The 26422-nt window shown below is 36.1% G+C and carries 25 protein-coding genes; 17 read left to right on the top strand and 8 right to left on the bottom strand.

Features of this window, described 5'->3' with window-relative positions:
- Positions 1-2: 2 nt before the first annotated feature.
- Genes traJ through E0F89_RS14750 form a run of 5 tightly spaced genes read right to left on the bottom strand, consistent with a single transcriptional unit; the run spans position 3 to position 4811 of the window.
- Complete coding sequence (gene traJ, locus E0F89_RS14770) at positions 3-998, bottom strand: conjugative transposon protein TraJ (RefSeq protein WP_131910544.1); 996 nt, start codon at positions 996-998, stop codon at positions 3-5.
- Positions 999-1000: 2 nt separating this feature from the next.
- Positions 1001-1633 (bottom strand): DUF4141 domain-containing protein, encoded by a 633-nt coding sequence (locus E0F89_RS14765; RefSeq protein WP_131910543.1) that lies wholly within the window; start codon positions 1631-1633, stop codon positions 1001-1003.
- 27 nt (positions 1634-1660) lie between these two features.
- The gene (locus tag E0F89_RS14760) at positions 1661-4165 is read right to left on the bottom strand and encodes a TraG family conjugative transposon ATPase (RefSeq protein ID WP_131910542.1); all 2505 of its coding nucleotides are present in this window, start codon (positions 4163-4165) and stop codon (positions 1661-1663) included.
- Positions 4162-4494 carry a DUF4133 domain-containing protein gene (locus E0F89_RS14755; RefSeq protein ID WP_074590698.1) on the bottom strand — a complete coding sequence of 111 codons (333 nt, stop codon included), beginning with the start codon at positions 4492-4494 and terminating at the stop codon, positions 4162-4164. Before E0F89_RS14755 ends, E0F89_RS14760 begins: the two co-directional genes overlap by 4 nt.
- Positions 4495-4505: 11 nt before the next feature.
- Positions 4506-4811 carry a DUF4134 domain-containing protein gene (locus E0F89_RS14750; RefSeq protein WP_074590696.1) on the bottom strand — a complete coding sequence of 102 codons (306 nt, stop codon included), beginning with the start codon at positions 4809-4811 and terminating at the stop codon, positions 4506-4508.
- 205 nt (positions 4812-5016) lie between these two features.
- Between E0F89_RS14750 and E0F89_RS14745 the strand changes: the two genes are divergently transcribed.
- Genes E0F89_RS14745 through E0F89_RS14735 form a run of 3 tightly spaced genes read left to right on the top strand, consistent with a single transcriptional unit; the run spans position 5017 to position 9330 of the window.
- On the top strand, positions 5017-5313 hold the full coding sequence (locus tag E0F89_RS14745; protein WP_074590872.1) for a helix-turn-helix domain-containing protein: 297 nt from the start codon (positions 5017-5019) through the stop codon (positions 5311-5313).
- Positions 5314-5335: 22 nt separating this feature from the next.
- Entirely contained in the window at positions 5336-7417 is a 2082-nt protein-coding gene (locus tag E0F89_RS14740; RefSeq protein ID WP_131910541.1) for an ATP-dependent endonuclease, read from the top strand.
- Positions 7399-9330, top strand: a complete 1932-nt coding sequence (locus E0F89_RS14735; RefSeq protein WP_074590692.1) for a UvrD-helicase domain-containing protein — start codon at positions 7399-7401, stop codon at positions 9328-9330. Before E0F89_RS14740 ends, E0F89_RS14735 begins: the two co-directional genes overlap by 19 nt.
- Before the next feature lie 40 nt (positions 9331-9370).
- Here the strand turns inward: E0F89_RS14735 and E0F89_RS14730 are convergent, their stop codons facing one another.
- The 3 genes from E0F89_RS14730 to E0F89_RS14720 are packed head-to-tail and all read right to left on the bottom strand — an operon-like array spanning position 9371 to position 11222.
- Positions 9371-10006 carry a conjugal transfer protein TraD gene (locus E0F89_RS14730; RefSeq protein ID WP_074590690.1) on the bottom strand — a complete coding sequence of 212 codons (636 nt, stop codon included), beginning with the start codon at positions 10004-10006 and terminating at the stop codon, positions 9371-9373.
- Positions 10007-10009: 3 nt separating this feature from the next.
- Positions 10010-10450 (bottom strand): DUF3408 domain-containing protein, encoded by a 441-nt coding sequence (locus E0F89_RS14725; RefSeq protein WP_131910540.1) that lies wholly within the window; start codon positions 10448-10450, stop codon positions 10010-10012.
- Between the two features lie 4 nt (positions 10451-10454).
- On the bottom strand, positions 10455-11222 hold the full coding sequence (locus E0F89_RS14720) for a ParA family protein (RefSeq protein WP_074590685.1): 768 nt from the start codon (positions 11220-11222) through the stop codon (positions 10455-10457).
- Between the two features lie 695 nt (positions 11223-11917).
- On the opposite strand from E0F89_RS14720, the gene mobA reads away from it, so the two are divergent.
- The 14 genes from mobA (at position 11918) to E0F89_RS14650 (ending at position 26191) form a co-directional block, all read left to right on the top strand.
- Positions 11918-12355 carry a conjugal transfer protein MobA gene (gene mobA, locus E0F89_RS14715; protein WP_131910539.1) on the top strand — a complete coding sequence of 146 codons (438 nt, stop codon included), beginning with the start codon at positions 11918-11920 and terminating at the stop codon, positions 12353-12355.
- A gap of 2 nt (positions 12356-12357) precedes the next feature.
- On the top strand, positions 12358-13644 hold the full coding sequence (mobB, locus tag E0F89_RS14710; protein WP_131910538.1) for a conjugal transfer protein MobB: 1287 nt from the start codon (positions 12358-12360) through the stop codon (positions 13642-13644).
- 104 nt (positions 13645-13748) lie between these two features.
- The gene (gene mobC, locus E0F89_RS14705; protein ID WP_131910537.1) at positions 13749-15749 is read left to right on the top strand and encodes a conjugal transfer protein MobC; all 2001 of its coding nucleotides are present in this window, start codon (positions 13749-13751) and stop codon (positions 15747-15749) included.
- A gap of 84 nt (positions 15750-15833) precedes the next feature.
- Positions 15834-16397, top strand: a complete 564-nt coding sequence (locus E0F89_RS14700; protein ID WP_131910536.1) for a helix-turn-helix domain-containing protein — start codon at positions 15834-15836, stop codon at positions 16395-16397.
- A gap of 89 nt (positions 16398-16486) precedes the next feature.
- Complete coding sequence (locus E0F89_RS14695) at positions 16487-18904, top strand: heavy metal translocating P-type ATPase (protein ID WP_131910535.1); 2418 nt, start codon at positions 16487-16489, stop codon at positions 18902-18904.
- A gap of 91 nt (positions 18905-18995) precedes the next feature.
- Positions 18996-19226, top strand: a complete 231-nt coding sequence (locus tag E0F89_RS14690) for a heavy-metal-associated domain-containing protein (RefSeq protein WP_131910534.1) — start codon at positions 18996-18998, stop codon at positions 19224-19226.
- A gap of 206 nt (positions 19227-19432) precedes the next feature.
- Entirely contained in the window at positions 19433-19813 is a 381-nt protein-coding gene (locus E0F89_RS17270; protein ID WP_207915824.1) for a hypothetical protein, read from the top strand.
- 95 nt (positions 19814-19908) lie between these two features.
- A complete protein-coding gene (locus E0F89_RS14680; protein ID WP_131910532.1) occupies positions 19909-20793 on the top strand; it encodes a DUF3347 domain-containing protein in 885 nt (294 codons plus the stop codon).
- Positions 20794-20814: 21 nt separating this feature from the next.
- Positions 20815-21327 carry a DUF305 domain-containing protein gene (locus E0F89_RS14675; protein WP_243699534.1) on the top strand — a complete coding sequence of 171 codons (513 nt, stop codon included), beginning with the start codon at positions 20815-20817 and terminating at the stop codon, positions 21325-21327.
- Positions 21328-21393: 66 nt separating this feature from the next.
- A complete protein-coding gene (locus tag E0F89_RS14670; RefSeq protein WP_131910530.1) occupies positions 21394-22050 on the top strand; it encodes a DUF3347 domain-containing protein in 657 nt (218 codons plus the stop codon).
- A 1-nt stretch (position 22051) separates the two neighbouring features.
- Positions 22052-22501, top strand: a complete 450-nt coding sequence (locus E0F89_RS14665; protein WP_131910529.1) for a heme-binding domain-containing protein — start codon at positions 22052-22054, stop codon at positions 22499-22501.
- Positions 22502-22524: 23 nt separating this feature from the next.
- Positions 22525-24795, top strand: a complete 2271-nt coding sequence (locus tag E0F89_RS14660; protein ID WP_131910528.1) for a multicopper oxidase domain-containing protein — start codon at positions 22525-22527, stop codon at positions 24793-24795.
- 212 nt (positions 24796-25007) lie between these two features.
- On the top strand, positions 25008-25433 hold the full coding sequence (locus E0F89_RS14655; RefSeq protein ID WP_131910527.1) for an HYC_CC_PP family protein: 426 nt from the start codon (positions 25008-25010) through the stop codon (positions 25431-25433).
- Between the two features lie 89 nt (positions 25434-25522).
- Entirely contained in the window at positions 25523-26191 is a 669-nt protein-coding gene (locus E0F89_RS14650) for a TolC family protein (RefSeq protein WP_131910526.1), read from the top strand.
- The last annotated feature ends 231 nt before the right edge of the window (positions 26192-26422 follow it).

Genomic DNA, 26422 nt, shown 5'->3' with positions numbered 1-26422 from the left:
GTTTACTTATTGATTAGCCTGCCACCAATATTTCCTGCAACTGAACCAGCTCCGGCTCCGGCAAGATTTCCCGATTTCATTGCAGCTTGGTTAACATTACGGGTAAAGTTTCCGGCACCCCCTGCCTGAATAATCCAGCCCGTTACCGTTGGAATTGTAAAATACCCCACGATACCAATTATCATAAAAATGATATACACAGTATTGGAAGTATCGGGTATATAGGTTGGGTCGGCAAGCATTTCGATGTCCCGTTCCAATATCAGCGATTGTATCCTTGCCAACATTGAACTGAACAAATCTGAAACAGGAAGCCAGAGGTAAACACTTATATACCTTGTAAACCATTGCGAGAGCGTGGATTGAAAACCGTCCCACACGGAAATAGCAAAGGCAATTGGTCCGAGTATGGACAACACTATCAGAAAAAATGTTCTTATAGTATCAATAACCAATGCTGCCGCCTGAAAAAGTATTTCCAGTAAATTGCGAAACCATTCTTTTATTGCTTTCTCAATCTTGTAGGCTTGCCTGTCCATATACATTCCTGCCATTGTTCCCACATCAGAAGGCGACCAGCCCAATTCCTCCAATTTCTTATCGAATTCCTCATCCGATGCCATATATGCGGTTTCGGGATTTCTTACCATTGCTTCGTATTCCAATTGGTCTTTCTGCTGTTGCAATTTATTGAGGTCAAGTACCTGGTCTTCGAGAATGGAATGGGTTCCTGTTACTATCGGATTGAGAATTGCATTGATGGTTCCCAACACGATTGTTGGGAAAAACATAATGCAAAGTCCCAAAGCAAACGGACGTAACAATGGAAACATATCAATTGGTTCGGCTCGGCTTAAAGCCTGCCAAACCTTTAATGCCACATAGAACAAAGCGCCTAATCCGGCCACACCTTTAGCTACTCCTGCCATATCACCGGCAAGTGGCATCATATCATCGTACAGCGAACGCAGTACTTCGTGAAGATTATTCCATTCCATTTTTACCAGTATTTTTGGTTAGAAGTTCCATACAAGTCAAGCACTCGTTTGGCATCGTTTTTCTTTTTCGCTCTCAGGTAGCTTACAGATATGTTCTTGTTGGTGTAATAGCGAACAAGACTGTGATAATCCTTTACCTCTTTGTACACACGGTCGATAACATCCATACGCTCTTTGTCATTTAGCGAAAGGCTGGACGACGTTATAATCTGCTTCAATTCCTTTAGCAGTTCCGTACTTTCATTTAGCAATGAAGAATAACCGTTGCCGATGGCTACCAATTCCTGTGGCGAAAAATTTGGATCGTTCATCATCTTGCCAAAATTCTGCACATACATTTCCGAAACATCACCTACCAACAAAGCAGTTTGTTGCACTTTACGAGCATCTTTTACAAGGTTGTTTATAGCCTGTAGTTTGTCGTAATACTCTTTGCCTTGCTTATACACTTTTTCCACTTCCTTAAAATTCTTAACCACATTGCTTACAGTGGAAGAAGTCTGTATAATTTCGTTCGCACTATTGAGGATGCCTGAAGCCAGATTTGCAGGATCTGTAACCACGAATTGTGCTTTTGCGGACGGTGCTACGGCAAGCGTTAATGCCATACACACCATAGAAATGATTTTTTTCATTTTCTTAAATTTTAAATTGTTAATGAATTATTGATTTGCACTATCACGCCGTTGCATAGCGATGTGTTTAATGGCGAGTTCTACATTGCCATCCAGTTCAGATGCGAGTTGCATCACTTCCAGTTTTTCGGTTTCTTCGGTGGTGTATGCGAGATATTCCTCCAAACTAACTTCTGTGGCATATACCGCAGAGTGTGTTCCACCCAAGCCAATCCATACTTCCTTGTAAAGTCGTGATGGGTCGTTGTTCATATTGATAGAAAGTACTTGCGCTTTTTCCTTATCTGTAAGTCCTAGCATTGCCTGTATATCATCGAACTTGTTCATATACTTTCGCTGGTCGAGCAGGATTTTACAATCGCTGTTGTTTATGATACTTTCCTTTACAATGGGCGATTGGATGATATCGTCCACTTCTTGTGTTACCACAATGGCTTCGCCAAAAAACTTCCTTACCGTTTTGAATAAATACTTGATGTATTCAGCCATTCCTTCTTTGGCGATGGCTTTCCAGGCTTCTTCAATCAGGATGAGTTTTCGGATACCTTTTAGCCTTCTCATTTTGTTGATGAAGACTTCCATAATGATGATGGTCACAATTGGAAAGAGGATTTTATGGTCTTTGATGGCATCAATCTCAAACACAATAAAGCGTTTGGAAAGCAGATCTAATTGTTTATCGGAATTCAACAGATAATCATATTCGCCACCTTTGTAATAAGGTTCCAAAACATTGAGAAAATTGGCAATGTCAAAGTCTTTTTCCCTTACTTGTTTTTCTTCCAATACCTTACGATAATCGCCTTTCACATATTCATAGAAACCATTGAAGGATGGAAAAATATCATCTTGTTTAATGCGTTCGATGTAACCGCTTACGGCATTTGATAATGCAACTTCTTCCGAACGGGTCGGCGGTTCATCATCACGTTTCCAAAGGGTAAGTATCAAGGTTTTGACACTTTCTCTTTTTTCAATGTCAAACACACCATCATCGGTGTAGAAAGGATTAAAGGCAATAGGATTATCTTCGGTATAAGTAAAGTAAACGCCGTCTTCGCCTTTGGTTTTGCCTTTGATGAGTTCGCATAAACCCTGATAAGAATTGCCAGTATCAACCAACAAAACGTGAGCACCTTGCTCATAATATTGGCGAACCATATGGTTAGTGAAAAACGATTTTCCACTTCCCGAAGGACCCAGTATAAACTTGTTCCGGTTCGTGATGATACCCCGTTTCATCGGTAAATCCGATATATCCAAATGAATAGGCTTTCCGGTCAATCGGTCAGCCATCTTAATGCCAAATGGCGATGGCGAATTGTCGTAATTGGTTTCTTCTGTAAAAAAACACAAAGCAGGTTCAATGAACGTGTAAAAACTTTCCTCACTCGGAAAATCGCCTGCATTACCCGGCATTCCTGCCCAATATAGTGTTGCTACATCCGTAGTGTTGTGGCGTGGTTTGCATTCCATTAATGCCAAAGCGCTACCACTATCATTTTTTATTTGTTTTAGTTCGTTGGCATCATCTGACCAAGCCATAATATTGAAATGCGCTCTGATGGATGACAGTCCAAAACTATGTGCCTCATTCAGGTATTTTTCTATCCACTCTTTGTTGATTTGATTTGCCCGACTGTAGCGAGCCAACGAGTGCATATTTCTTGCAGACTTTTCAAACTTTTGCAGGTTGGCTTCGCTATTATCCAAAAACAAATACTGGTTGTAAATATGATTACAGCTTAACAGCAATCCCACAGGTGCAGCAAACGACAAACGGCAGTCGCTTCGGTCGGTAGATAGTTTTTCAAAACGGGTATCAGCAGATACTGTTCCGGGTAAATCGTCGGTATCAGATAAAGTGTGCAGGCACAATCTTTTGTTACCAATACGAATTTCTTCGCCACCCAATGCAATGTCTTGCATCGGTGTTCCAACTTCTCTTGATAATGTTAGGTATTGCTCCAATAATCCCTGCTTTCCATCTGTACCTATGATTTCGTCTTCGGTCAACCGTTGCAGTTTGATAAACCCGCTATCGTTTACGATACGTTCAAATTGTGCTATGGCTTCCATAAAGCGATGTATCACTTCCTTATCCCTGATTTCCTTCGGTATCAGTGTTCCTCTGCAAAGCGAACTGAAATTACTCTGCATTCGCATACGCTCTTTGCTCGTTTTAGTTATGAACAGATAACAATAATGGTTCAGAAAAGGACGTTCATTGAAATGGCGTTGGTAGGATTTTGCTAGAAAACTTTGGTCATCTTTTGCCAGATCTGGCGCATAATTTTCTTTGATGTACCAATCCTGTTTATGGACTATCGTGAAATCTGGCAAGGTTTTGATAGCCTTATGCCAAGCGGAATGGATAGCTTCATATTCAGCAGAAGCCACGGTAAACAGCTCCGGCAGATGTACTTCAAAGCAGGCAGTAATGTCCGCATCTTTTGACAGAATACAATTGTTCTCTACCGCCAATAATGGAAACTTGCTTTCCAGTGTTGTTGATTTTGCTGTATTTATCATCGTACATTAGGTTTAGTGGTAAATTTTAAATAACGATGTACAGGCTTGCGACAAATGATGTAGCGAGGATGCCGTTTATTAGCCGCTATTTTCATTAATCCGTATTCGCCATATTTTCTGTTCAGCGAGAAGGTTTGCCACACAATCAGCGAAGCACCACCTGCTCCAAGAAAAAGACAGATGTAAGAATTAACCCCGATCATATATAGTATCATCACCAGGATTAATGTGCCGAGCAATCCACCTGCGAAAATGAACAAGTATTGCGCTTTCAACCCTTTAAATTCCACCGTTCTTCCAATACCCTTATTGATGTTATAATTACTCATAAGGCAGGGGATTAAAGAAAGAATGAACGAAGGACGGTTGCCGCTACGATGAGGAAAATACACGCACCGAACCACGAAGCCGCCGTTTTGCTCGTATCAGGATCACCCGAACTGAACTTGTTGTACACTTTAACACCTCCGATGAGACCTACTACGGCACCAATGGCGTAGATGAGTTGTGTGGCAGGATCGAAATAAGACGTTACCATTTGGGTTGCTTCGTTGATACCGGCTGTACCATTTCCTTGTGCGAAGGCACCAATTCCCGACAGCATAGCCACGGCTGCCAGCAAAGCTTTTTTTCTCTGTTTTTTCATAATTGAAACACATTAAATTGTTATTCTTTCCCACACCTTGCGGGCTTTCGTGACAAAGGTGTTTCAGAAATAAAGGCGTTATAACAAAGTGACAGTCAAAGGAATTGTTTGGCTGTGGGTGGCATAATTGGGAAACTTAAATCCTTATTTTTTTAAAGTTTTTTTGTTATATTTGACTTATTTAGACAAGTCTTATAAATTCAAAATGACATTTGGAAAACGCATAAAAGAATTGAGAGAAAGTAAAGGTTTATTCCTTAGAGAAGTTGGCGCAGCTTTGGAGTTAGATAATGCTTTTATCAGTAAGGTAGAAAACGGGGAAAGGTTGTTGCCAAGAAAACATATTGAAAAACTTGCAAAATTTTTCAATACCGATATTAATGAACTATTGGTTTTATGGCTGTCAGATAAAATAATTGAATTGCTACTAAATGAACCTGTAGCAGAACAAGTTTTAAAAATATCGCAAAAAAGATTAAGAAAAGATGAGAATAAAAACTAATCAAATACTATAACCAACTATTATGAAGATAAAAAAAATAGAAGTTGAAAATTTTCGATTACTGAAGACTTTTTCAATGGACCTTGAAAATGAACTTTCTCTTGTTATCGGAAAAAACAATACAGGAAAGACTTCTATTCTGTCAGTTCTGGATAAATTTATAAATGAAAAAAGTAAATTTTCTTATGATGATTTGAATATTGATTTTAAAAACGAATTAGAAAGTTTAATCAAATCGGCTGATGTTCCCGATGAATTCTCTCCTAAAGGTATTAAACTGAAAATCTATATTGAATATAACGATACTGATGATTTATCTAATGTTAGCAGAGTATTGATGGATTTAGATCCTGACAATAACAATATTGTTTTAGGTTTTGAATACACTGTAAGTTATGATGCTTTTTTAAAAATAAAAGCTGACTATGCAATCTTCGCAGCCAGTGAAAATGCGAAAAATGCTAAGAAGAAAGAATATAAGCCACGGGAACTAAAAGATTTTTTAAAGCAAAACATAGAAGCTTATTATAAAATTCATAAATTTTCTTTTGAATACGATACGACTGCAAATAAGATTACCGAAACTAAGCCAATCGACCTTGTTAGTGAAAACATTAATTTAAAGGATATTATCAACTTTAAGTACATAAGTGCAAGAAGAGATGTAACAAATAAAGAAAAAGAAAACACACTCTCAAAACAAACGTCAAGTCTCTATAAAAAACAAGAAGACAGTAGTGATAAGGATCAAGCTACTGAAGATTTTAAAGACCAGCTTTCAGAAACAGATAGTACGTTAAGCGACATCTACAAAGATTTATTTAAAGACGTAATAAAAAAAGTACAAGATTTTGGTGGCGTTAAGTTGAATGATACTGATATAGCAATTATTTCAACATTACAACATCGAGAATTACTTGAAGGAAATACTACAGTAGTATACACTCACGATGACCATAAGTTACCAGAGCATTACAACGGTTTAGGTTATATGAACCTAATAAGTATGATTTTTGAAATTGAAATTTTGGTACAAGATTTCAAAAAAGATAAGGACAAGAAGCCTGCCGATATTAATTTACTTATTATAGAAGAACCGGAAGCTCATACCCATCCCCAAATGCAGTATGTCTTTATAAAAAATATAAAAAAACTACTTGGAGAAGGTATCAAAAGAAATGATGGTATAGATAGAACATTACAGTACTTAATTACAACGCATTCATCACATATTGTTGCAGATAGTGATTTCGATGATATAAAATATTTGAAAACAATAGCAACGAATAATGTAACTGCGAAAAATCTTAAAGATTTAAGAACTCAATATGATGCCGACCCAAAACAATATCAATTCTTAAAACAGTACCTAACAATTAGCAGAGCTGAAATCTTTTTTGCTGATAAGGCTGTTCTTATTGAAGGAGATACAGAAAGGATTTTAATACCAACTTTTATGCGAAAAGTTGACTTAGAAGAAGCTGCACGTTTAGAAGTGGAAGGAAACGAGGATACATTCTTACCGCTTCTATCTCAAAATATATCAACTATCGAAGTCGGTGCATATTCACAAATCTTTGAGAAGTTTATTGACTTCTTGGGTATTAAATCATTGATATTAACAGACATTGATGCAATGAAGGTCGTAGGGAAAAATGACAAAGAACAAGATGTTTGGGGAGCGTGTCCTGTTAATGAAGGTACCAAAACAAGCAATTCTGCAATAAATCATTTCCTAAAAGCTGTAACGTGGGACGATTTAAAAGCCTTGGCAGTTGGCGATAGAACAATTACTGTTGGGAGTTCTACAATTTGTATATGTTACCAACAGGAAGAAAATACTTATCACGCAAGAAGTTTTGAAGATGCTTTTATACATCTTAATAGAGAATTTGTAAAAGGAAATAAAGCTACTTTTCAGGGAATAAAAAATGCTTCTTATTTTGATGATGACACGAAAAGCCCCTATGTCTTAGCAGATAATTGTATTAAAAAGAAAACCCATTTCGCTTTAGATATTTTATATCACAGTGATGAAAAATTTAATAATTGGAATATTCCGGCTTACATTAAAAATGGCTTGTTATGGTTGAAGAAAGATTAAATTTAGAACTCGAAGTACAAGAAATATTTCAATCAATTGATGCAGGTAGAAATTTCCTTCTTAGTGGTGGAGCTGGTAGTGGCAAAACCTATTCTTTAGTAAGTGTAATTCGTCAGGCAATTTTAGAAAATCCAACTGCTAAAGTTGCTTGTATGACTTATACGAATGCGGCTGTTAAAGAAATTGAAGAAAGGGTTAATCATAAAAACCTAAACGTATCTACAATCCACGATTTTCTTTGGGATAATATAAAACACTTTCAAAAAGAGCTTAAAGTAGCTATTATCGCATTGGCTAATGATGAAGAGGTTAGTAGAATTTCCATTGATGATGCAAACCCTATTCCTAATACTTACTATGAGGGTCTAGAAGATGGAATACAATACAAGGAATATGTCAGGTTAAGAGATGGTATTATATCCCACGATGAATTGCTTTTGGTTGCAAACTATCTTTTTGACAAATACCCAAAGCTTAGCAGTATTGTAAAGGATAAATTCCAATTCATCTTTATTGATGAATACCAAGATACAAGCAAAGCTGTTGTAGATACCTTTCTTACTCATTTCAAGAAAAGCGAAAGGAAGAATATTATTGGTTTCTTTGGCGATGCAATGCAATCAATTTATGAAGATGGTATTGGTAATTTAGATGAATACAAAGGTCAAGATGCAGATAAAGTAAAAGAAATTCTAAAGAAACAGAATAGAAGAAATCCTCAGCTTGTTATCAACCTTGCTAACAAACTTCGGACAGATGGTATTATACAAGAACCCTCAATCGATATTAATGCACCCAATATGGTTGAAGGTTTAGTAAAACAGGGGACAGTTTTGTTTTTATATTCAACTGATGGCAATATTGAAAAAGTAGAGAAATCCTTAAGGGAAAATTATGGTTGGGATTTCAATAATACGAAGCAAACAAAAGAACTCAATCTTACACACAATTTGATAGCTAGTAAGGCAGGGTTTAGAGAATTAATGGATATTTACGATAGTGACCCTATCATTGGATTAAAGACGGATATCCTTAATAAAATAAAGGATAACAAGAAAAATAATAGACCGGAAATTGCAATAGATGATAATGACACTTTTGATGTTGTAGTCGATAAATTTCAGTTGAAAAACATACAAAGAAATTTAAAGAAAGATATTTTATTAGCAGACCCAATAAAGGCAGAATTATACAATCAATTAAAGGACAAGCTATTTTCTGAGGTAAGGAAAATTTATATGAATAAAGACGCTCTGACTGACGATAAAAAACAAGATAAAGATGATGAAAACAAGAAAGGGTCAAAAAGAGATAATTTGATTAAACATTTGTTCAAAATCCAGAATAGTATATCTCTTTATAAAAACAAGCAGTATAATGAATTTTTGAGAGTAACGGATTACAGAATACACATAAGAAGTATTGCCAACAAAAGATTGTTGAAAGAGAATATCGATAATCTTATAAATGTTGGAGAAAAAACAATTGAGGAAGTTATTACTGATGCTCACGAAAAAGGTATTTCCTTGATAGATGACAGATTACTTGTATTTAAGGAGAAGAACCAATATTTATATAACCGTGTAAAAGATGTCAAATTTAATGAGTTTCAAAAGTTGTATGAATATTTAGAAGGTCAAACTCCATTTTCTACGCAACATAAAACTAAAGGTGCTGAATTTGACAATGTCTTAGTTATTCTCGATAATGGAGGATGGAATAATTACAATTTTGAAAAAATGTTCTTGGGCACAGCTACCCCAAGTGTCTTAGAAAGAACTCAAAAATTATTTTACGTTTGTTGTACACGAGCTAAAGAAAATTTAGCCGTATTCTTTCATAATCCAGATGCACAAGTAATTGCAAAAGCAAATGGATGGTTCGGGAACGATAACGTAATTAATATTGATTAAGCGGCTATTGTTAATTAAAAAATGATATCGGGGAGTTTGCTCACACAAACTCCCCGATATCAAAATCTCTCAAATCATTTTTCCGCAAAGTGGAAGAACTGGCTTCCGTTTCAGAAGAAAGGCTACTGTCCAATAGCTCTGCTATTTTACGAGAAGCGCCTTCCATAGAATTTTCCAAAAGGCTGAATAATTCGGTTCCCTGTATTTTCTGAACTATAGTTATCGCTGTTTCCTTTTGAGACGGCTCCAATTTTTCTTTTTGTAGCAACATCCCCACGGAGCTTAGTTCTTCAAAGGTAACCCCTTGGGCAAAACCGTTATCGTCACTGGATATTCCGTACCTGTTCCATTCTTCTTCCTCATCTTCAAAATCAGGCATATTTCTGAAAACTTCATCCAGTTCTTCCTGCGGAATTTGAATACCTACGTTTTCATTTTCGTCGTATTCTATGTCAAAATTATCTGGATTTATTTCCAGTTCTTCAACTTGGCTTTCGGTGGCATTGTTTGGCACCGAAAGGCTTCTCTTAGGTCTAGGTTGCCCCATAATATCGGGCAGTTTAGGGTTGCTTTTTTCCTGTATCGGTTTTCTTTCTGAATTTTTTTTGATTACAATCTTGTCATGCACAAGCAGGGCAATCACAATCAGCAGGCATATCACAATTACTATTTCCATAACTTATAAAATGGGTTTGTATTTATCATCATAACTCTTGGTAATCTGTTTACCAAATTCCTGAAAATGGTAATCCAGTAAATTGTCTAAATAACCGTAAATTGATATTTTGTCTTCGCCTATCACTTGTACAATACGTGACAATTTTTCGTGAAAATCTGGTCGAATATATACCGTTTTTCCATCTCGGGCATTCGTGTCTGTTCTTTTGAAAAAGAGGCTTTCGTAATCTGTTTCGTTTGTTTTTTTAATTTTGGTCTTTTCCTTCACAGTAGGTTTCTCCAATAGTAATTTTTCGGGCTGAACATATTCCTTTTCGAGGGTTGCAACAGTTTGTTCTATGGGTAACTGTAATCCCTCTTTTTTTACGCCATCTACCATCAGGCTCATCATCAGTTCCTCGTTAATATCGGGCGTATGTTTTTTTTTATTTTCTTTTTCCATTAGACTATAATTGAATGATTTTTAAAAATTCATTTACAAATTGATCTAACTGACAGGCTTTCATCAAGCGTTCATCAGGTGGCATTACCGTAGAGCGGAAAACGGCTTTGCTGTTTACTTCACTTTCTTTGCGAAAACGGGTGCTGTTTTTGATTTGGCTCTGCATCAGGCTTAATCCTAATTGGTCGATGAGTTGGTTATAAACCTCATATAAAGGTGTACTTTCCCTGCCATCAACCTGGTTCCAAAACAGATTGATGGTTTCTATGGAAGTTTCGCCTTTTTTCATAATCACATCCTGCAAAAGCTGTGTAAAAATCAGTGTGCTTTCCATTACCACTCGGTCTGCCGTGATAGGTGTAAAAATGTGGTGCATTCCTGCCAATGCATTCAAAATACCAGGCGTGTTAACCGTTCCGGGCAGGTCAAAAAAGACCACATCAATCGGCACTGAAGAACTACTTAAAAATTCGTGAGCGGTTTCTAATACACTATCAGCTTTGGATTGCATAATCGGATAGGCTTTTTTGTTGATGGTGGTAAATTGTTTGTAAGCCAGCTTTTTTAAAGCTTCGTTTTCCATTACCATCGCCAAATCACGAGCCTTCATTTTCATCAGACTGTGCTGGGGAAAATCGGCATCAAATACGGCTATATTATAACCCAACCGATAGTGCATCGTACTTGCAACCAATGTTGTAAATGTACTTTTTCCCACACCGCCTTTTTGAGATGAAAAGGCGATAAATACTGTTTTGTGTTTTGCATTCATATTTTAACTGTTTTTAAAATTTATATTCTCAATTACTTAGGTGCGTATATAGGTTTGTAGCTCTATACAGAATTATAGAGATAAGCAGGTAATTACGTACTAGGCTATTTATGTACTTGAATACATTTTTATGGCTGTAGACAAATAGATTTGTACAACCATAATTACTTATTTATGTATCTGCTTTTTTGCATACGCAATTGCATATTTAAGTATTTCAATAAGCGCTTTTTTACATCTGCACATTTGTATTTATTTACATTGGTAATGATGTACTTACGTTGTTACCTCCATAGCTAACTATGTCCCTATATGTGTTTGTAAGTACAAATAAATGCAGATAAATAGGTGTTTACATTATCGTGGTAGTGTTTGGCTTCCAAAGGCAGAATTTGTCCTAGTATCACATTGCAATACTCTTATCAACAGTTGGTTACTTTGTAAAATGAATTTTACTAACGGATTTATACAAAGCATCTTGATAAAATGGACACGAAGCAGAACGGCATCGAGCCGTTTTTCCCTGCTACATTTAATCCGTCCCGAAGGGCGGATTTTTGTGTTCATCAGAACACGGCAAGTTGTGTTTTGAGCATCTCGAAACGATTTCGGATGCTCAAAACAACTTGCCCTGCCGGGGGCTGAAAAACACCTTCCGAAGTCAGGGTTTTGTGTAAATTATAAATGGATTTGTGATGAACGAAAACAACAGAAAACAATTAAAGAAGACCGGACGCCGACCTAAAGAAGACCCGGCAAAGATTAGATATACAATTTCCTTTAATGAAGAAGAGCACAGCCGATTTCTTTCGCTCTTTGACCAATCGGGAATGCTGGTAAAGGCACATTTTATAACGTCTTGCATCTTTGAAAAAACGATAAAGACCATTCAAATTGATAAAGGAACAGTTGATTTCTATATGCGATTGACCTCGTTTCACAGTCAATTTCGCTCGGTCGGTGTAAATTATAATCAAGTTGTAAAGCTATTGTACAAGAATTTTTCGGAGAAAAAAGCCGCAGCATTTCTCTACAAATTAGAAAAACAAACGGCTGAAATGGCGATGCTATGCCAAAAAATCATTCAAATGACCGAAGAATTTGAAGCAAAACATCTGAAAAAGCAGGTCTAAAAATGATAGTAAAAATTGGAAGGAGCAGTAATTTATATGGTGCTTTGGCATACAATAATCTTAAAGTGGAAAAGGAAAATGGACAAATTCTGTTTGCCAATAAGATAATTGAAACACCAAGCGGGCATTACTCTGTAGCACAATTAAGCCAATCTTTTATGCCTTATCTTATTGCAAATCGAAATACCGAAAAACATACGTTGCATATTTCGCTCAATCCCGACCCGAAAGATAATGTTAGTGATGAAAAATTTAGGGAGTTGGCAGAACAGTATATGCGGGAAATGGGCTACGGGGAACAACCTTTTGTAGTTTTTAAGCATACTGATATTGACAGAACGCACATACATATTGTTTCGGTTTGCGTGAATGAAGAAGGCAAAAAGATTTCAGATAAATTTGAGAAAAGGCGGTCTATGAATGTGTGCCGAGAACTCGAAAGGCAACACGGACTGATACCTGCAACGGATAAAGAACATAAGCAGAACAATAAGATTTTTAGCCCTGTGAATTACCAGAAAGGTGATGCAAAAAGTCAGATAGCTTCGGTTGTCCGCCACCTGCCGAATTATTATCAGTTTCAAACTTTAGGTGAATACAATGCTTTACTCTCGTTGTTCCATATTACTACGGAAAAAGTGGAAGGCGAGCTGCAAGGTAAATTCCAACAAGGACTATTATATTTCGCATTGAATGATAAAGGTGAAAAAGTAAGTCACCCCTTCAAAGCTTCCTTATTTGGAAAAGATGTTGGAATTTCGGCATTGGAATTACATTTTGAAAAATCGAAAGAAACCTTAAAAAACCACCCAACTAAACAGACTTTAAAATCAGCTGTTACTACGGCTCTGCAAGCTACAAAGGATGAACAAACCTTTAAAAAACAATTAGCCGAACAGGGCATTAATGTTGTGGTTCGTAGGAATGATACTGGTCGTATTTACGGAATAACTTTTATTGACCACAATTCTAAAACGGTTTGGAACGGTTCCCGTTTAGACAAAGAACTTTCTGCCAATACCTTTAATGCTTATTGGAACAATAATATCAAACCCGAATTTAAAGATCCTAATCAACCTCAACAAAAAGTATCACAGTCCAACGATATAGAAGATGTCCCAACGGAAAAACCTCATCAATTATTTGACTTCTTAAATACTGAAAAACACGAAGATGGACTGGTTGAAGCGTTAGGAGGATTGCTACCTGAAACCCAAGGTGAAGATTATGAAGAAATGGATTTTGCCAACAAAATGAAGAAGAAAAAGAAACGCATAAGAGGTCAGTAGTAACTGATAGCCAAACGCTTCCTTTCACTGCCATCGACTACCACTTTTCCAAAGTCAGTCTTTACAGCCTTTAAATTCACGCCCGAACATTAAAAATTAAAATAATGCAGGGAGAAGATGATTTAAGAGGACTTGCCAAGATTATGGCTTTTATGCGGGCAGTAAGTATCCTTTTGGTACTAATGCATCTTTATTGGTTCTGCTATGGTTTCTTTTTAGAACGTGGCTGGACGTTGGAAGTCATCAATAAAATACTTGGCAATTTCGACAGAACAGCAGGTTTATTTTCACATACCTTATATACTAAAGCATTCGCTTTGGTTTTGCTTGCTTTGAGTTGCTTAGGAACGAAAGGCGTAAAGAACGAAAAGATAACGTGGGCTAAAATCTATGTTGCTTTGGGAATTGGTTTTGTGCTGTTTTTTCTGAATACGTCTTTATTAAAACTAACTCCGGTAATAGGCACTTTTTTGTATATCCTTACTATTTCATTAGGTTATATTACCTTGATGATGGCTGGTGTTTGGATAAGTAGGTTATTGAAAAATAACCTTATGAATGACGTTTTCAATATGGAAAACGAAAGCTTCATGCAGGAAACCAAACTAATGGAAAATGAATACTCTGTAAACCTGCCTACCAAATTCTGGTATAATAAAAAGGAACACAAGGGTTGGATTAACATTGTAAATCCTTTCAGGGCAACGATTGTTTTAGGAACTCCAGGTTCCGGAAAATCTTATGCCGTCGTAAACAACTATATCAAGCAGCATATAGAAAAGGGCTTCTCAATGTACATCTACGATTTCAAGTTTGACGACCTTTCTACTATTGCTTATAACCATCTTTTGAAACACGGCGATAAGTACAAAGTTCAACCCAAATTTTACGTCATCAACTTTGACGACCCGAGAAAGAGCCACCGATGCAATCCACTCAATCCAGATTTTATGACGGATATTTCCGATGCTTACGAAGCGGCTTATACCATAATGCTTAACCTCAACAGGTCGTGGATACAAAAGCAAGGCGATTTTTTCGTGGAAAGCCCAATTATCCTATTGGCAGCCATTATTTGGTATCTAAAAATCTATGAGGACGGCAAGTATTGTACATTTCCACACGCTATTGAATTGCTGAACAAAAAATATTCGGACGTTTTTACAATTTTAACCTCCTATCCCGATTTGGAAAATTATCTATCGCCTTTTATGGATGCGTGGCAATCCGGAGCACAAGACCAATTACAGGGACAAATTGCATCCGCAAAAATTCCGTTGTCAAGAATGATTTCGCCACAATTGTATTGGGTAATGACTGGCGATGATTTTTCACTGGACATCAACAATCCCAAAGAGCCAAAGATTTTATGTGTAGGTAACAATCCCGACCGTCAAAATATTTATTCAGCAGCATTGGGATTGTATAATTCGAGAATTGTAAAACTCATTAATAAAAAAGGGCAGCTCAAAAGCTCGGTTATCATTGATGAGTTGCCCACGATATATTTTAGAGGATTGGACAATCTTATTGCAACTGCCCGTAGTAATAAGGTAGCAGTTTGTTTAGGATTTCAGGATTTTTCTCAATTAATAAGGGACTATGGAGATAAAGAGGCAAAGGTTATCCAAAATACCGTTGGTAATATTTTTAGCGGTCAGGTAGTAGGCGAAACAGCAAAAAGTTTATCTGAACGTTTTGGAAAAGTATTGCAGAAACGTCAAAGTTTATCAATCAACAGAAATGATACCTCAACTTCAATATCGACACAATTAGATAGTTTAATTCCGGCTTCTAAAATCTCAACATTAACCCAAGGTATGTTTGTAGGTGCTGTTTCGGATAATTTTGATGAACGCATCGAACAAAAAATATTCCACGCTGAAATTGTAGTGGATAATGATAAGGTTGCTGCTGAAACTAAAGCTTACCAAAAGATCCCACAAATCCTATCCTTTGTTGATGAGCAGGGTGAAGATAAAATGAAACAAGAAATCGAAAGCAATTATCGCCAGATAAAAAAAGACATCGTTCTAATTATTGCAACGGAATTGGAAAGGATTAAGAATGATCCGGATTTGCAACATTTGGTGCAACAGGAATAAATACTGTAAGTAATCTGAGTAATTAAACTTAAAGCGTAAATTTGTCCATTAAATTAATTGTGAGTTTATAATGTGCAAATAAATATGACAACACTCTTTATTAAAAATATGGTTTGCAACCGTTGTATTATGGTAGTGCAAAATGAATTGGATAAATTAAGTTTGGATGTAAAAAACATCAAACTTGGAGAGGTAACATTGGGCAAAGAATTGACCGATGAACAAAAGAAGAATTTTGAGGAAGTACTTACCTCATTAGGGTTTGAACTAATTGACGACAAAAAAAGCCGTATCATCGAAAAAATAAAAAACATAATCATAGAGTTGGTTCATCATCAAGACAACGACACCAAAAACAACCTTTCAGATGTGCTAAGCAGTAAACTGCACCACGATTATAATTACTTATCCAACCTATTTTCAGAGATTGAAAACACTACTATTGAAAAATATTTTATTGCTCAAAAAATAGAAAAGGTCAAGGAATTATTGGTGTATGATGAATTGTCTTTAAGTGAAATTGCTTTCCGGCTGAATTATTCAAGTGTTGCTTATTTAAGTAACCAATTCAAGAAAGTAACCGGACTAACACCCAGCCATTTTAAACAAATTCGTGAGGATAAAAGAAAGCCTTTGGATGAAGTTTAAGTAAATCTTACAAATCAATTCCACAAAACTACAATAACCCTCATTCTAATTATTGCCAATTTTGCATTGTAAAGTAAAACAAGCGAAATATGGCAACAAATAATAATAAAGAAATCATTTATCTTCCTTTGGAAGATGTTGATAGTGAGCACTGTGCTTTAATAGTAGGAAAAGGGCTTGCACAGGTTAAAGGTATCCAGAGCTACAAGGTGGAACTGAATAACCGAAGGGCGGCCATTACCGTAAGTAATGCGGAGGTTGTAACCGATGCAGTGAAAGCAGTAAAAGACCTTGGATATGGTGTTACAACAGTAAAAGGCACTTTCCCAGTTTTGGAAATGACTTGTGCTTCTTGTGCTGGAAGTGCGCAAAGTATTATACAGCTCCAACCTGGAGTGGTAAGTGCATCGGTAAACTATGGTACAGGAAACCTTGTTGTGGAATATCTTCCCAATATGACCGATCCTTATATCCTACAAAAAGCAGTGCAAAGTGCCGGTTACGATTTACTGATTAAAGAGGAAAGCGCACAGCAGGAAACACTTGAAGCCATTCACGAAAAGAAATTCAAAAAACTAAAAACCAAAACTATTTGGGCAGTGCTATTGTCGCTACCCGTTGTGGTTATTGGTATGTTCTTTATGGATATGCCTTACGGGAATGAAATTATGTGGGCATTTTCTACTCCTGTAGTATTGTGGCTTGGAAGGGATTTCTTTATCAATGCGTGGAAACAAGCCAAACACCGTTCTGCTAATATGGACACTTTGGTTGCGTTGAGTACAGGTATTGCCTATATTTTTAGTGTATTCAATATGCTGTTTGCAGACTTTTGGCATCAACGAGGATTACACGCACACGTTTATTTTGAAGCGGCAGCTGTTATTATTGCATTCATTCTGTTAGGTAAACTGTTAGAAGAAAAAGCCAAAGGAAATACCTCATCAGCCATTAAAAAACTAATGGGCTTACAGCCTAAAACAGTCATTGTATTACATTCTGACGGAACTGAAAAACAGGTAGCCATTGAAGAGGTAAATGCAGGTGATGTTATTCTTGTAAAGCCAGGTGAAAAAATTGCGGTGGACGGTATGGTAACATCGGGTAATTCGTATGTGGACGAAAGTATGCTAAGCGGAGAGCCTGTCCCTGTTCTCAAAAAAGAAAACGAAAAAGTATTTGCGGGTACAATCAATCAAAAAGGAAGTTTTCAATTTAAAGCCGTTAAAGTAGGCAAAGAAACAATGCTTGCCCAAATCATTAAAACCGTTCAGGATGCACAGGGAAGTAAAGCACCTGTACAGAAATTGGTAGATAAGATTGCAGGTATTTTTGTTCCGATAGTGATAGTTATTGCTATTCTCACATTTATTTTATGGTTCTTTTTGGGTGGCGACAATAGCATGGTACAGGGATTATTAGCGGCAGTTACAGTATTGGTTATTGCCTGTCCTTGTGCTTTAGGTTTAGCGACCCCAACCGCTATTATGGTAGGTGTTGGTAAAGGTGCTGAAAACGGTATTTTAATAAAAGATGCTGAAAGTTTGGAATTAGCCAAAAAAGTAAATGCCATTGTTTTAGATAAAACTGGAACCATTACCGAGGGAAGACCGCAGGTAACAGGTATTCAATGGCTGAACAATAACGATGCAACCAAAGATATTTTATTAAGTATCGAAAAGCAATCGGAACACCCGTTGGCAGAAGCAGTAGTGAAGCATCTTGATGGCGTATCAACCACTTCAATATCAATGTTTGACAGTATTACAGGTAAAGGTGCAAAAGCCAATCACAATAACGAGAGCTATTTTGTAGGTAATAAAAAGCTATTGACAGAAAACAACATCAATATTGCGGAGCCATTACAACAGCAAGCCGATGAATGGGGCAAACAATCCAAAACCGTAATATGGTTTGCAGACAACAAACAGGCTCTTTCGGTAGTTGCTATTTCCGATAAAATCAAAGAAACATCGGTACAGGCAATCAAAGAAATGCAAGAAATGGGAATTGACTTATATATGCTCACAGGCGATAATGAAGCGACAGCCAAAGCCATTGCACAGCAAACAGGCATCAAACATTACAAAGCAGAAGTATTGCCACAGCACAAAGCCGACTTTGTAAAAGAACTGCAAAAACAGGGCAAAGTAGTCGCAATGGTTGGCGATGGTATCAACGATAGTACCGCATTAGCAACGGCAGATGTAAGTATTGCGATGGGTAAAGGAAGTGATATTGCAATGGACGTAGCCAAAATGACCATCATTTCATCAGACCTGACAAAAATCCCACATGCAATACGCTTATCCAAGCAAACAGTGGCAACCATTAAACAAAATCTGTTCTGGGCGTTCATCTATAACCTTATCGGCATTCCTATCGCAGCAGGTATTCTTTACCCAATCAATGGTTTCTTGCTTAATCCGATGATTGCAGGTGCGGCAATGGCATTGAGCAGTGTAAGCGTAGTTAGCAATAGTTTGCTTTTAAAATGGAAAAAGTAAATCAGTAAATATCACAAATCAAATAAAAAATAGTACAACAGTCGCATTTAAAAGTATCATCAACTTTGTACTATCAAATAAATATAAAAAAATGGAAAATAATAATCAAAATCTACAGTTCAAGACGAATATTAATTGTGGCGGTTGTGTAGCCAAAGTAACCCCCTTTCTGAATGATGCAGAAGGTGTTTGCCATTGGGAAGTGGACACAAATAATAAAGACAAGGTGCTTACCGTAAAATCCGAAGGAATTACCCAAGAACAGGTAATTGAAACGGTACAAAAAGCAGGGTTCAAAATTGAGCCGTTAAGCAAGGATTAACTTCTTTATCCGAATACCTATTTAATTATTTATTGTATAAGAAACAAAGTCGATAATTAAACAGGTATTTATTTAATGAGCATAAAAAGGACTATGCAGATTGGTCATTTAGACATTTTATCTGAAATTATATATTTGCGGTTCACGAAAGTGCAAAATATAGCAATTAAAAGAAATAATTTCATAATTTTGTAGTGTTGAAAAATTTGAGTAAACATATCAGCTTTGTTATCTTACTGTGTTTGGGGGTTTTCCTTACGCCAAGCATAAGCTATGCTTGTGCAAAAAAAACAGATAAGACAGAGCAAAAGTCTTGCTCAAAAGAAAAATCTGAAAAATCGCACCATAAAGACAGTTGCAAGGACAAGTCCTGTAAAAAATGTAAGGATGGTCATGACTGCGGGGGCAGTTGTAAACACAGTTCTTGCAGATGTAGCACTTCTTCATCTTCTGTAAGCTTCCCAATACCACTTGATTTAAAAGTAACAAACCCTTTTGCTGAAATTAAAAAGCAAAAATTTGGTTTCAAACAAGCCTATTATTCTTCAGGTTACTCTTCCATTTGGCAACCGCCTAAAATAAGCTAAAACGATGGCTTGTTAGCCATACGTGTGTCTTGTCGAAAACTAAATCAAGTTTTCGCAAACCTTTCGTATATCTTATTAAATTAAAAAAAATCAAAATGAAATCAATTTCAAAAATATTGATGGTAATCACCGTATTACTATCAGCCGTAAATGGTTTTGCCCAAATCAAAAACTCAAAAACAGAAACCGTAAAAATATATGGCGACTGTGATATATGTAAAACAAACATCGAAAAAGCAGGAAACGTAAATAAAGTAGCAAAAGTAGAATGGATTAAAGACACCAAGATTGCTACGCTTACTTACGATAGCAAAAAAACAAATCGGGATGAAATTTTAAAACGTATTGCTTTGGCAGGTTATGATAACGAGCAATTTTTAGCACCTGATGATTTATATTCAAAACTACCCGCATCTTACCAATACGAAAGAACGTTAAAACCAATAACCAAAAGCAAAGACGCAGGAATGGATATGAAAAATGAACACGAAAACCATGACCACAGCGAAATGGTTCAAGCAAATACAGCTACTACTCAAAACATATCACAACTAAATGCTGTTTTTGACAATTATTTTTCAATAAAAGATGCGTTGGTAAAAACCGATGCGAATCTAGCCTCCTTACAAGCTACCAAATTAGTCGCAGCTATTAATGCCGTTGATATGAATAAACTTGCTATGGAAGAACATACTGTTTGGATGAAAGTAATGAAGGATTTAATGTCAAATGCAGAAAATATTTCTAAATCCAAGGATGCTTCAAAACAAAGAGAAACATTCGCACTACTTTCTAAAAATATTTATGAATTGACAAAAGTATCTAAACAAGATACCCCTATTTATTACCAACACTGTCCGATGTTTAACAACGGCAAAGGAGCAAACTGGCTGAGCAAAGAAAATGTGGTTAAAAACCCATATTTCGGCTCCAAAATGCTTACCTGTGGTAGTACAGTTGAAACAATTGGCAACAAATAAGCACTCTTTATTATGGAAAACATGGAACACAAACAAGGAATGCAACATACCTCAAAGAATGGAGAAAATAATTCTAAAGATTCTTTAGCAATGTACAAGCGCTTTGTAATTATGGCTGTTGCAATGTTTGCCGCGATGTATTTTATTATGTATGCGATGATTGATGGATTGTACAACCTCATACCTAACGTTAATAATTTGTATATGACTTTGCTGATGATTTCTGTAATGTTACTTATCGAATTATTGATAATGAAGAGCATGTACAATAACAAAAAAATCAATTGGGCAATTATTATAATTTCAGTTGTTATTGGTGGTTTCTCGTGGTTTGGCATTAGAGAACAAATAGGTGTTGGCGACAAGCAATTTGTAAAAGGAATGATACCTCATCACGCAGCAGCAGTCCTAATGGCAGAAAAAGCAAACCTTACCGATCCTGAACTCATACAATTGCAAAAAAACATACTCGCAACCCAAGCAGAAGAAATAGAATTTATGAAGCGGAAGCTGAAAGAATTTGAAAAAAAATAAAAAGAAAGAAAAGATGCCCTACCAGCTTGGTGAATGCATAACACATTAACATTAAATATTCATAAAATGAAAAATATATTTTTCTCAATCATTACATTGGCAACAGTTGCGGTAATAACAGTTTCCTGTAATCAATTTTCCAATAAAAATAACGATCAGCAAGCTACTGATAGTACGGTACTATCTGAAACGCAAACTTTACCATCATCAGAACAAAACGATACAGTAGCTTCAACAGCGGATACATTAGCTAAACAATCAAAAAAAATAGACGTAAAAGAGCAGGTACAAAATTTTAGTATCGCACCAATTGTAAAAGATTACTTGGTTTTAAAAAATGCACTTGTTGCAGATAATGACAAAGCAGCAGCCAGTGCAGGCAAACAACTATTAGCTACGCTAAAAGCAGTGGATATGAAAGCCATTCCTGCCAACAAGCATAAAGACTATATGGAGATTGCAGATGATGCAAAAGAAAACGCAGAGCATATAGGTGACAATGCTGGAAAGATAGACCATCAAAGAGAGCACTTAGCACCATTAAGTAAAGATGTTAGCGATTTAATAGCATTGTTTGGTTCTCCACAAAAACTCTATCAAGACCATTGTCCTATGTATAACGATGGCAAAGGGGCAATTTGGATAAGCGAGAGTAAGGAAATCAAAAACCCTTATTATGGTAGTCAGATGATTTCGTGCGGTTCTGTAAAAAAGACATATTAAAATGAAAAGTAAATTAAAGATAATAGCAATGGTTTTGCTATTTCTTTTCATTGCTATTCAGGTTTATCAGCCTACCCTAAATGTAGATAAAGGACAGGTTTATCAAACTGATTTTATCCAATCGTCTAATGTGCCTATTGAAGTAGGAAATATTTTAAGGACTTCTTGTTATGATTGCCATAGTAATAATACAAATTATGTATGGTACGATTATATTCAACCTGCAAGGTTCTTGGTAGAAAATCATATAAAAAGTGCAAAAGAAGACTTGAATTTCAACGATTGGGGAAAATACTCAAACCGAAAACAGGAGAGATTATTAACGTCTATAAAAAAACAAATTAAAACAGGCAAAATGCCTTTACCATCATATACTTTGATGCATAAGGATGCTGAACTAAATAATGCACAAATAAAAATACTGACAAGTTGGTTAGAAGAGCAAGAATAGTATCTGTTAATAAAAATATCAAAATGAATATACAAAAAGAAATATCAAAAAAGTTGCTACAAGTAGTATTGATACTACTTTGTACGCAATCTTTATTTGCACAAAAAGTAGTCCGCTATGATTTGTATGTAAAAGACACGCTTGTCAATTATGCAGGTAAAGAAAAAAGAGCCATTGCCGTAAACGGGCAAATACCAATGCCCACCCTTACATTTACAGAAGGTGATACCGCTGAAATTGTAGTGCATAACCAGTTAAAAGAAAGTACATCCTTGCATTGGCACGGGGTATTTTTACCTAACAAAGAAGATGGAGTGCCCTGGCTTACGCAAAAGCCAATTAAGGCAGGTACAACATATACCTATCGTTTCCCAATTATCCAACACGGAACACATTGGTATCATTCACATTCAGGCTTACAAGAGCAGATTGGGATGTATGGCAGTTTTGTAATGAAGAAAAAGAATAACGATAAAACCTTTAGAAAAGGAATAGATGATTTACCAACTGTACCCATCATTTTAAGTGAATGGACAAACCTAAATCCCAATAACATTAACCGAATGTTGCATAGTGCTAATGATTGGTCGGCTATAAAAAAAGGTGCAACACAGTCTTATGCAGAAGCTATTAGAGAAGGTCATTTTAAAACAAAAATAAAGAACGAATGGAAGCGGATGTTAGCAATGGACGTAAGCGATGTGTATTATGACAAAATATTAATTAACGGAAATCATTCTACTGATTTAAAAACGGTTGATGGCAAAACACTAAAAGCAGGTGATAAAGTAAGGTTAAGGGTGTCAAACGGTGGTGCATCTTCTTATTTTTGGTTACGATATGCAGGGGGAAAAATTACCGTAGTAGCCAATGATGGCAACGATGTAGAACCTGTTGAAGTAGATAGATTAATTATTGGGGTTTCGGAAACCTACGACCTAGTGGTAACAATCCCTGAAGACGGTGTTGCTTATGAATTTTTAGCTACAACCGAAGACCGAACGCAATCTGCAAGCTATTTCGTAGGTAACGGCATTAAGCAATTAATATCGCCACTTCCCAAATTGAAATATTTTGAAGGTATGAAAATGATGAACGATATGATGAAGATGAATGGCGATTTGGACGATATGGGAATGAAAATGAGCCTTAATCAAATGGATATGAACGTAGTAATGTATCCCGAAATCACAGGAGATGCAAAACAAAAGCAAGACCATAGCCAACACAATATGAATATGGATAATGACCCTAACCGTTACAATGCAAATGCGTTAGGCGAAATTAAGACCTTAAATTATGCAATGTTGCAATCGCCCTACAATACTTCACTTCCCAAAGGCGCACCCGTTAAGGAACTCAATTTTACCCTTACCGGAAATATGAACCGTTATGTATGGAGTATGGATAATAAAATCCTTTCAGAAGTTGATAAAATCCCTGTAAAAAAAGGAGAAATTCTACGCATCACCATTCATAATAACTCAATGATGCGTCATCCAATGCACTTACACGGTTTCGATTTTAGAGTGATTAATGGGAAAGGCGAAAAATCACCACTCAAAAATGTTTTGGATATAATGCCAATGGAAACCGATACGATAGAATTCCTTGCAAATGAAGAAGGAGATTGGTTTTTTCACTGCCATATCCTATATCATATGATGGGTGGAATGAATAGAGTTTTTGCAGTTGATGATTATCAAAACCCCAATTTACCTAATAAAAAACAGGCATATAATATGTTGCAGAAAGAGAGCAATATGCCTCATTTTATGGCACAAAATGATTTTGCCACCAATGGAAATGATGGTGATGCAATGCTTCAGAATGCAAGATGGAGCTTAGGCACAGAATGGCGTTTAGGGTACAATGATATGCACGGTTATGAAATAGAAACACACTTAGGCAGATACATTGGTAAAATGCAGTGGCTTATGCCCTTTATTGGTTTTGATTGGCGATATCGAAAAATGGGAATAGATGAACACGAAACCAATTTATTCGGACAGAAAAATGAAAAAGATACACGCAGAGCCTTTAGTTTAGGTTTTATGTACACATTGCCAATGTTGGTTAATTTCCAAGCAGAAGTATATCACGATGGTATTGTCCGCTTGTCTTTAATGCGTGAAGATATTCCTGTTTCTAAGCGGTTAAGAGCAGGATTTATGGTAAATACTGATATGGAATATATGGCAGAATTGAAATATATTATCAATAAAAATATGGGTATTCGTACACATTATGATAGTGATATGGGTTTAGGCATAGGACTATCTTTGAATTATTAGTGTATATAAACAGGTGTAATTAATCAATTTAAAGAAAATTGTAAGGAGATTATTTAATAATTATCTATGCTAAGAAGCTGTTTAAAAATGAAATTTTTGTTTACTATATTGTATTTGGTGTACACTAACCACTTTTCGATCATAAACAATTTATAAAAATCGTTTTTTTAACAGCTTCGAAGGCTAGAATCTTTATCTTTGTGCGTTATAATATGAAAAAAGTATTCATCCTTTTCCTTTCCTTAATTTATTTGGTATTGTCTTCTGGCTTTACCCAGTACTCGCATTTCTGCAAGGGAACAGCAACAGAAAGAATAAGCCTAACCAATACGGCACATCAAGATTCAGATAAACCATGTCCAATTTGTTCGGCGAAGGAAAAGAGTTTAAAAGACAAAAAGAAAGATTGTTGTAAACACGAAAGTAAAATTATCAAAGTTGATGATGCTGCCAAAAAACAATCCAATTTTGAAACCTCGGTTAAGTTTTTAGGAGAGGCTATTCCGAACAAAATGTTGGGAACTCTTTTTGATTTTCCGATTGCCTCTGATACTGAAAAAATTCCCCATTACCTTTCTTCCAAAGTCCCCATTCGGGGCAATCCGCTCTATATTTTACATTGCGTATATAGAATTTGATTTTAGCGTATTGAATTGATTGAAAGTAATCCAATGATTTATTGGAACTACTTTAATTCTTTATGTCTAATTTTTAAATATACGATACAATGAAAGTAAAAATCATTGCTATTTTAGGTTTAGTATTGGCACTTAACACGAATAGTTATGCCCAAATACTTCACTTAGAAGACGCACTACAACGTTCTGTAGTCAGTTACGATAGAATAAAATCTAAAAAATCTATTGTTTCGGCAGCAGCGCAGAACACCTCATTTCAGAAACAACAATACCTTCCAGATGTAACTTTGGCTGCACAACAAAGCTTTGGAACTATCAATGCGCAACACGGACCAATGTACGCTTACGGCGGATTGGCTTCTGCGGCTTCTTCGATGCCTTTAGCAGAACAAAACTGGAATGCCGCGTTTGGATCTTTATATTTTGCGAATGTCAATTGGAATCTTTTCACCTTTGGAAGGATTAAAAATCAAGTTGAATTAGGTCGAAAAAAAGAACAAATTGCCTCGGCAGATTTAGACCAGGAAATTTTTAATCATCAAATTAAAGTAAGTGCTTCCTACTTTAATTTATTGGCAAGTCAACGAATCCAATATGTTCAGGAAAGAAATCACGAACGTGCCCAAGTGTTTTTCGAGATGACCGATTCGCGTGCTAAAAGTGGGTTAATCCCTGAAGTAGATGCTTCTTTGGAAAAACCGGTCAAATTGACCACCACTTTCCAGTGTAAATTGACCACCAGTTCCGGAGCAAACTGACCACCACTTTCCAGTTCAAATTGACCACCTAATTTTGGGGTAAATTGATTATTAAAAACTACTGACTTTTTCATGTTGTTAGCACCATACATTCGTTAAAAAAATACGGATTATGGCAAACAAAATAACAGACATGAGTAAAATTAGAAAAGTAATTAAATTCTATTGTGAAGGAAAGAGTAAGTTGTTTATAAGTAGCTACTTATCCCTTTCCAGGAATACGGTAAAGAA

Origin of the sequence: Flavobacterium caseinilyticum (genome assembly GCF_004349085.1) — a bacterium.
GTDB classification, from domain to species: Bacteria; Bacteroidota; Bacteroidia; order Flavobacteriales; family Flavobacteriaceae; genus Flavobacterium; species Flavobacterium caseinilyticum.
The sequence above is the reverse complement of the archived record's forward strand: the minus strand, read 5'-3'. Positions and strand labels throughout refer to the sequence as shown.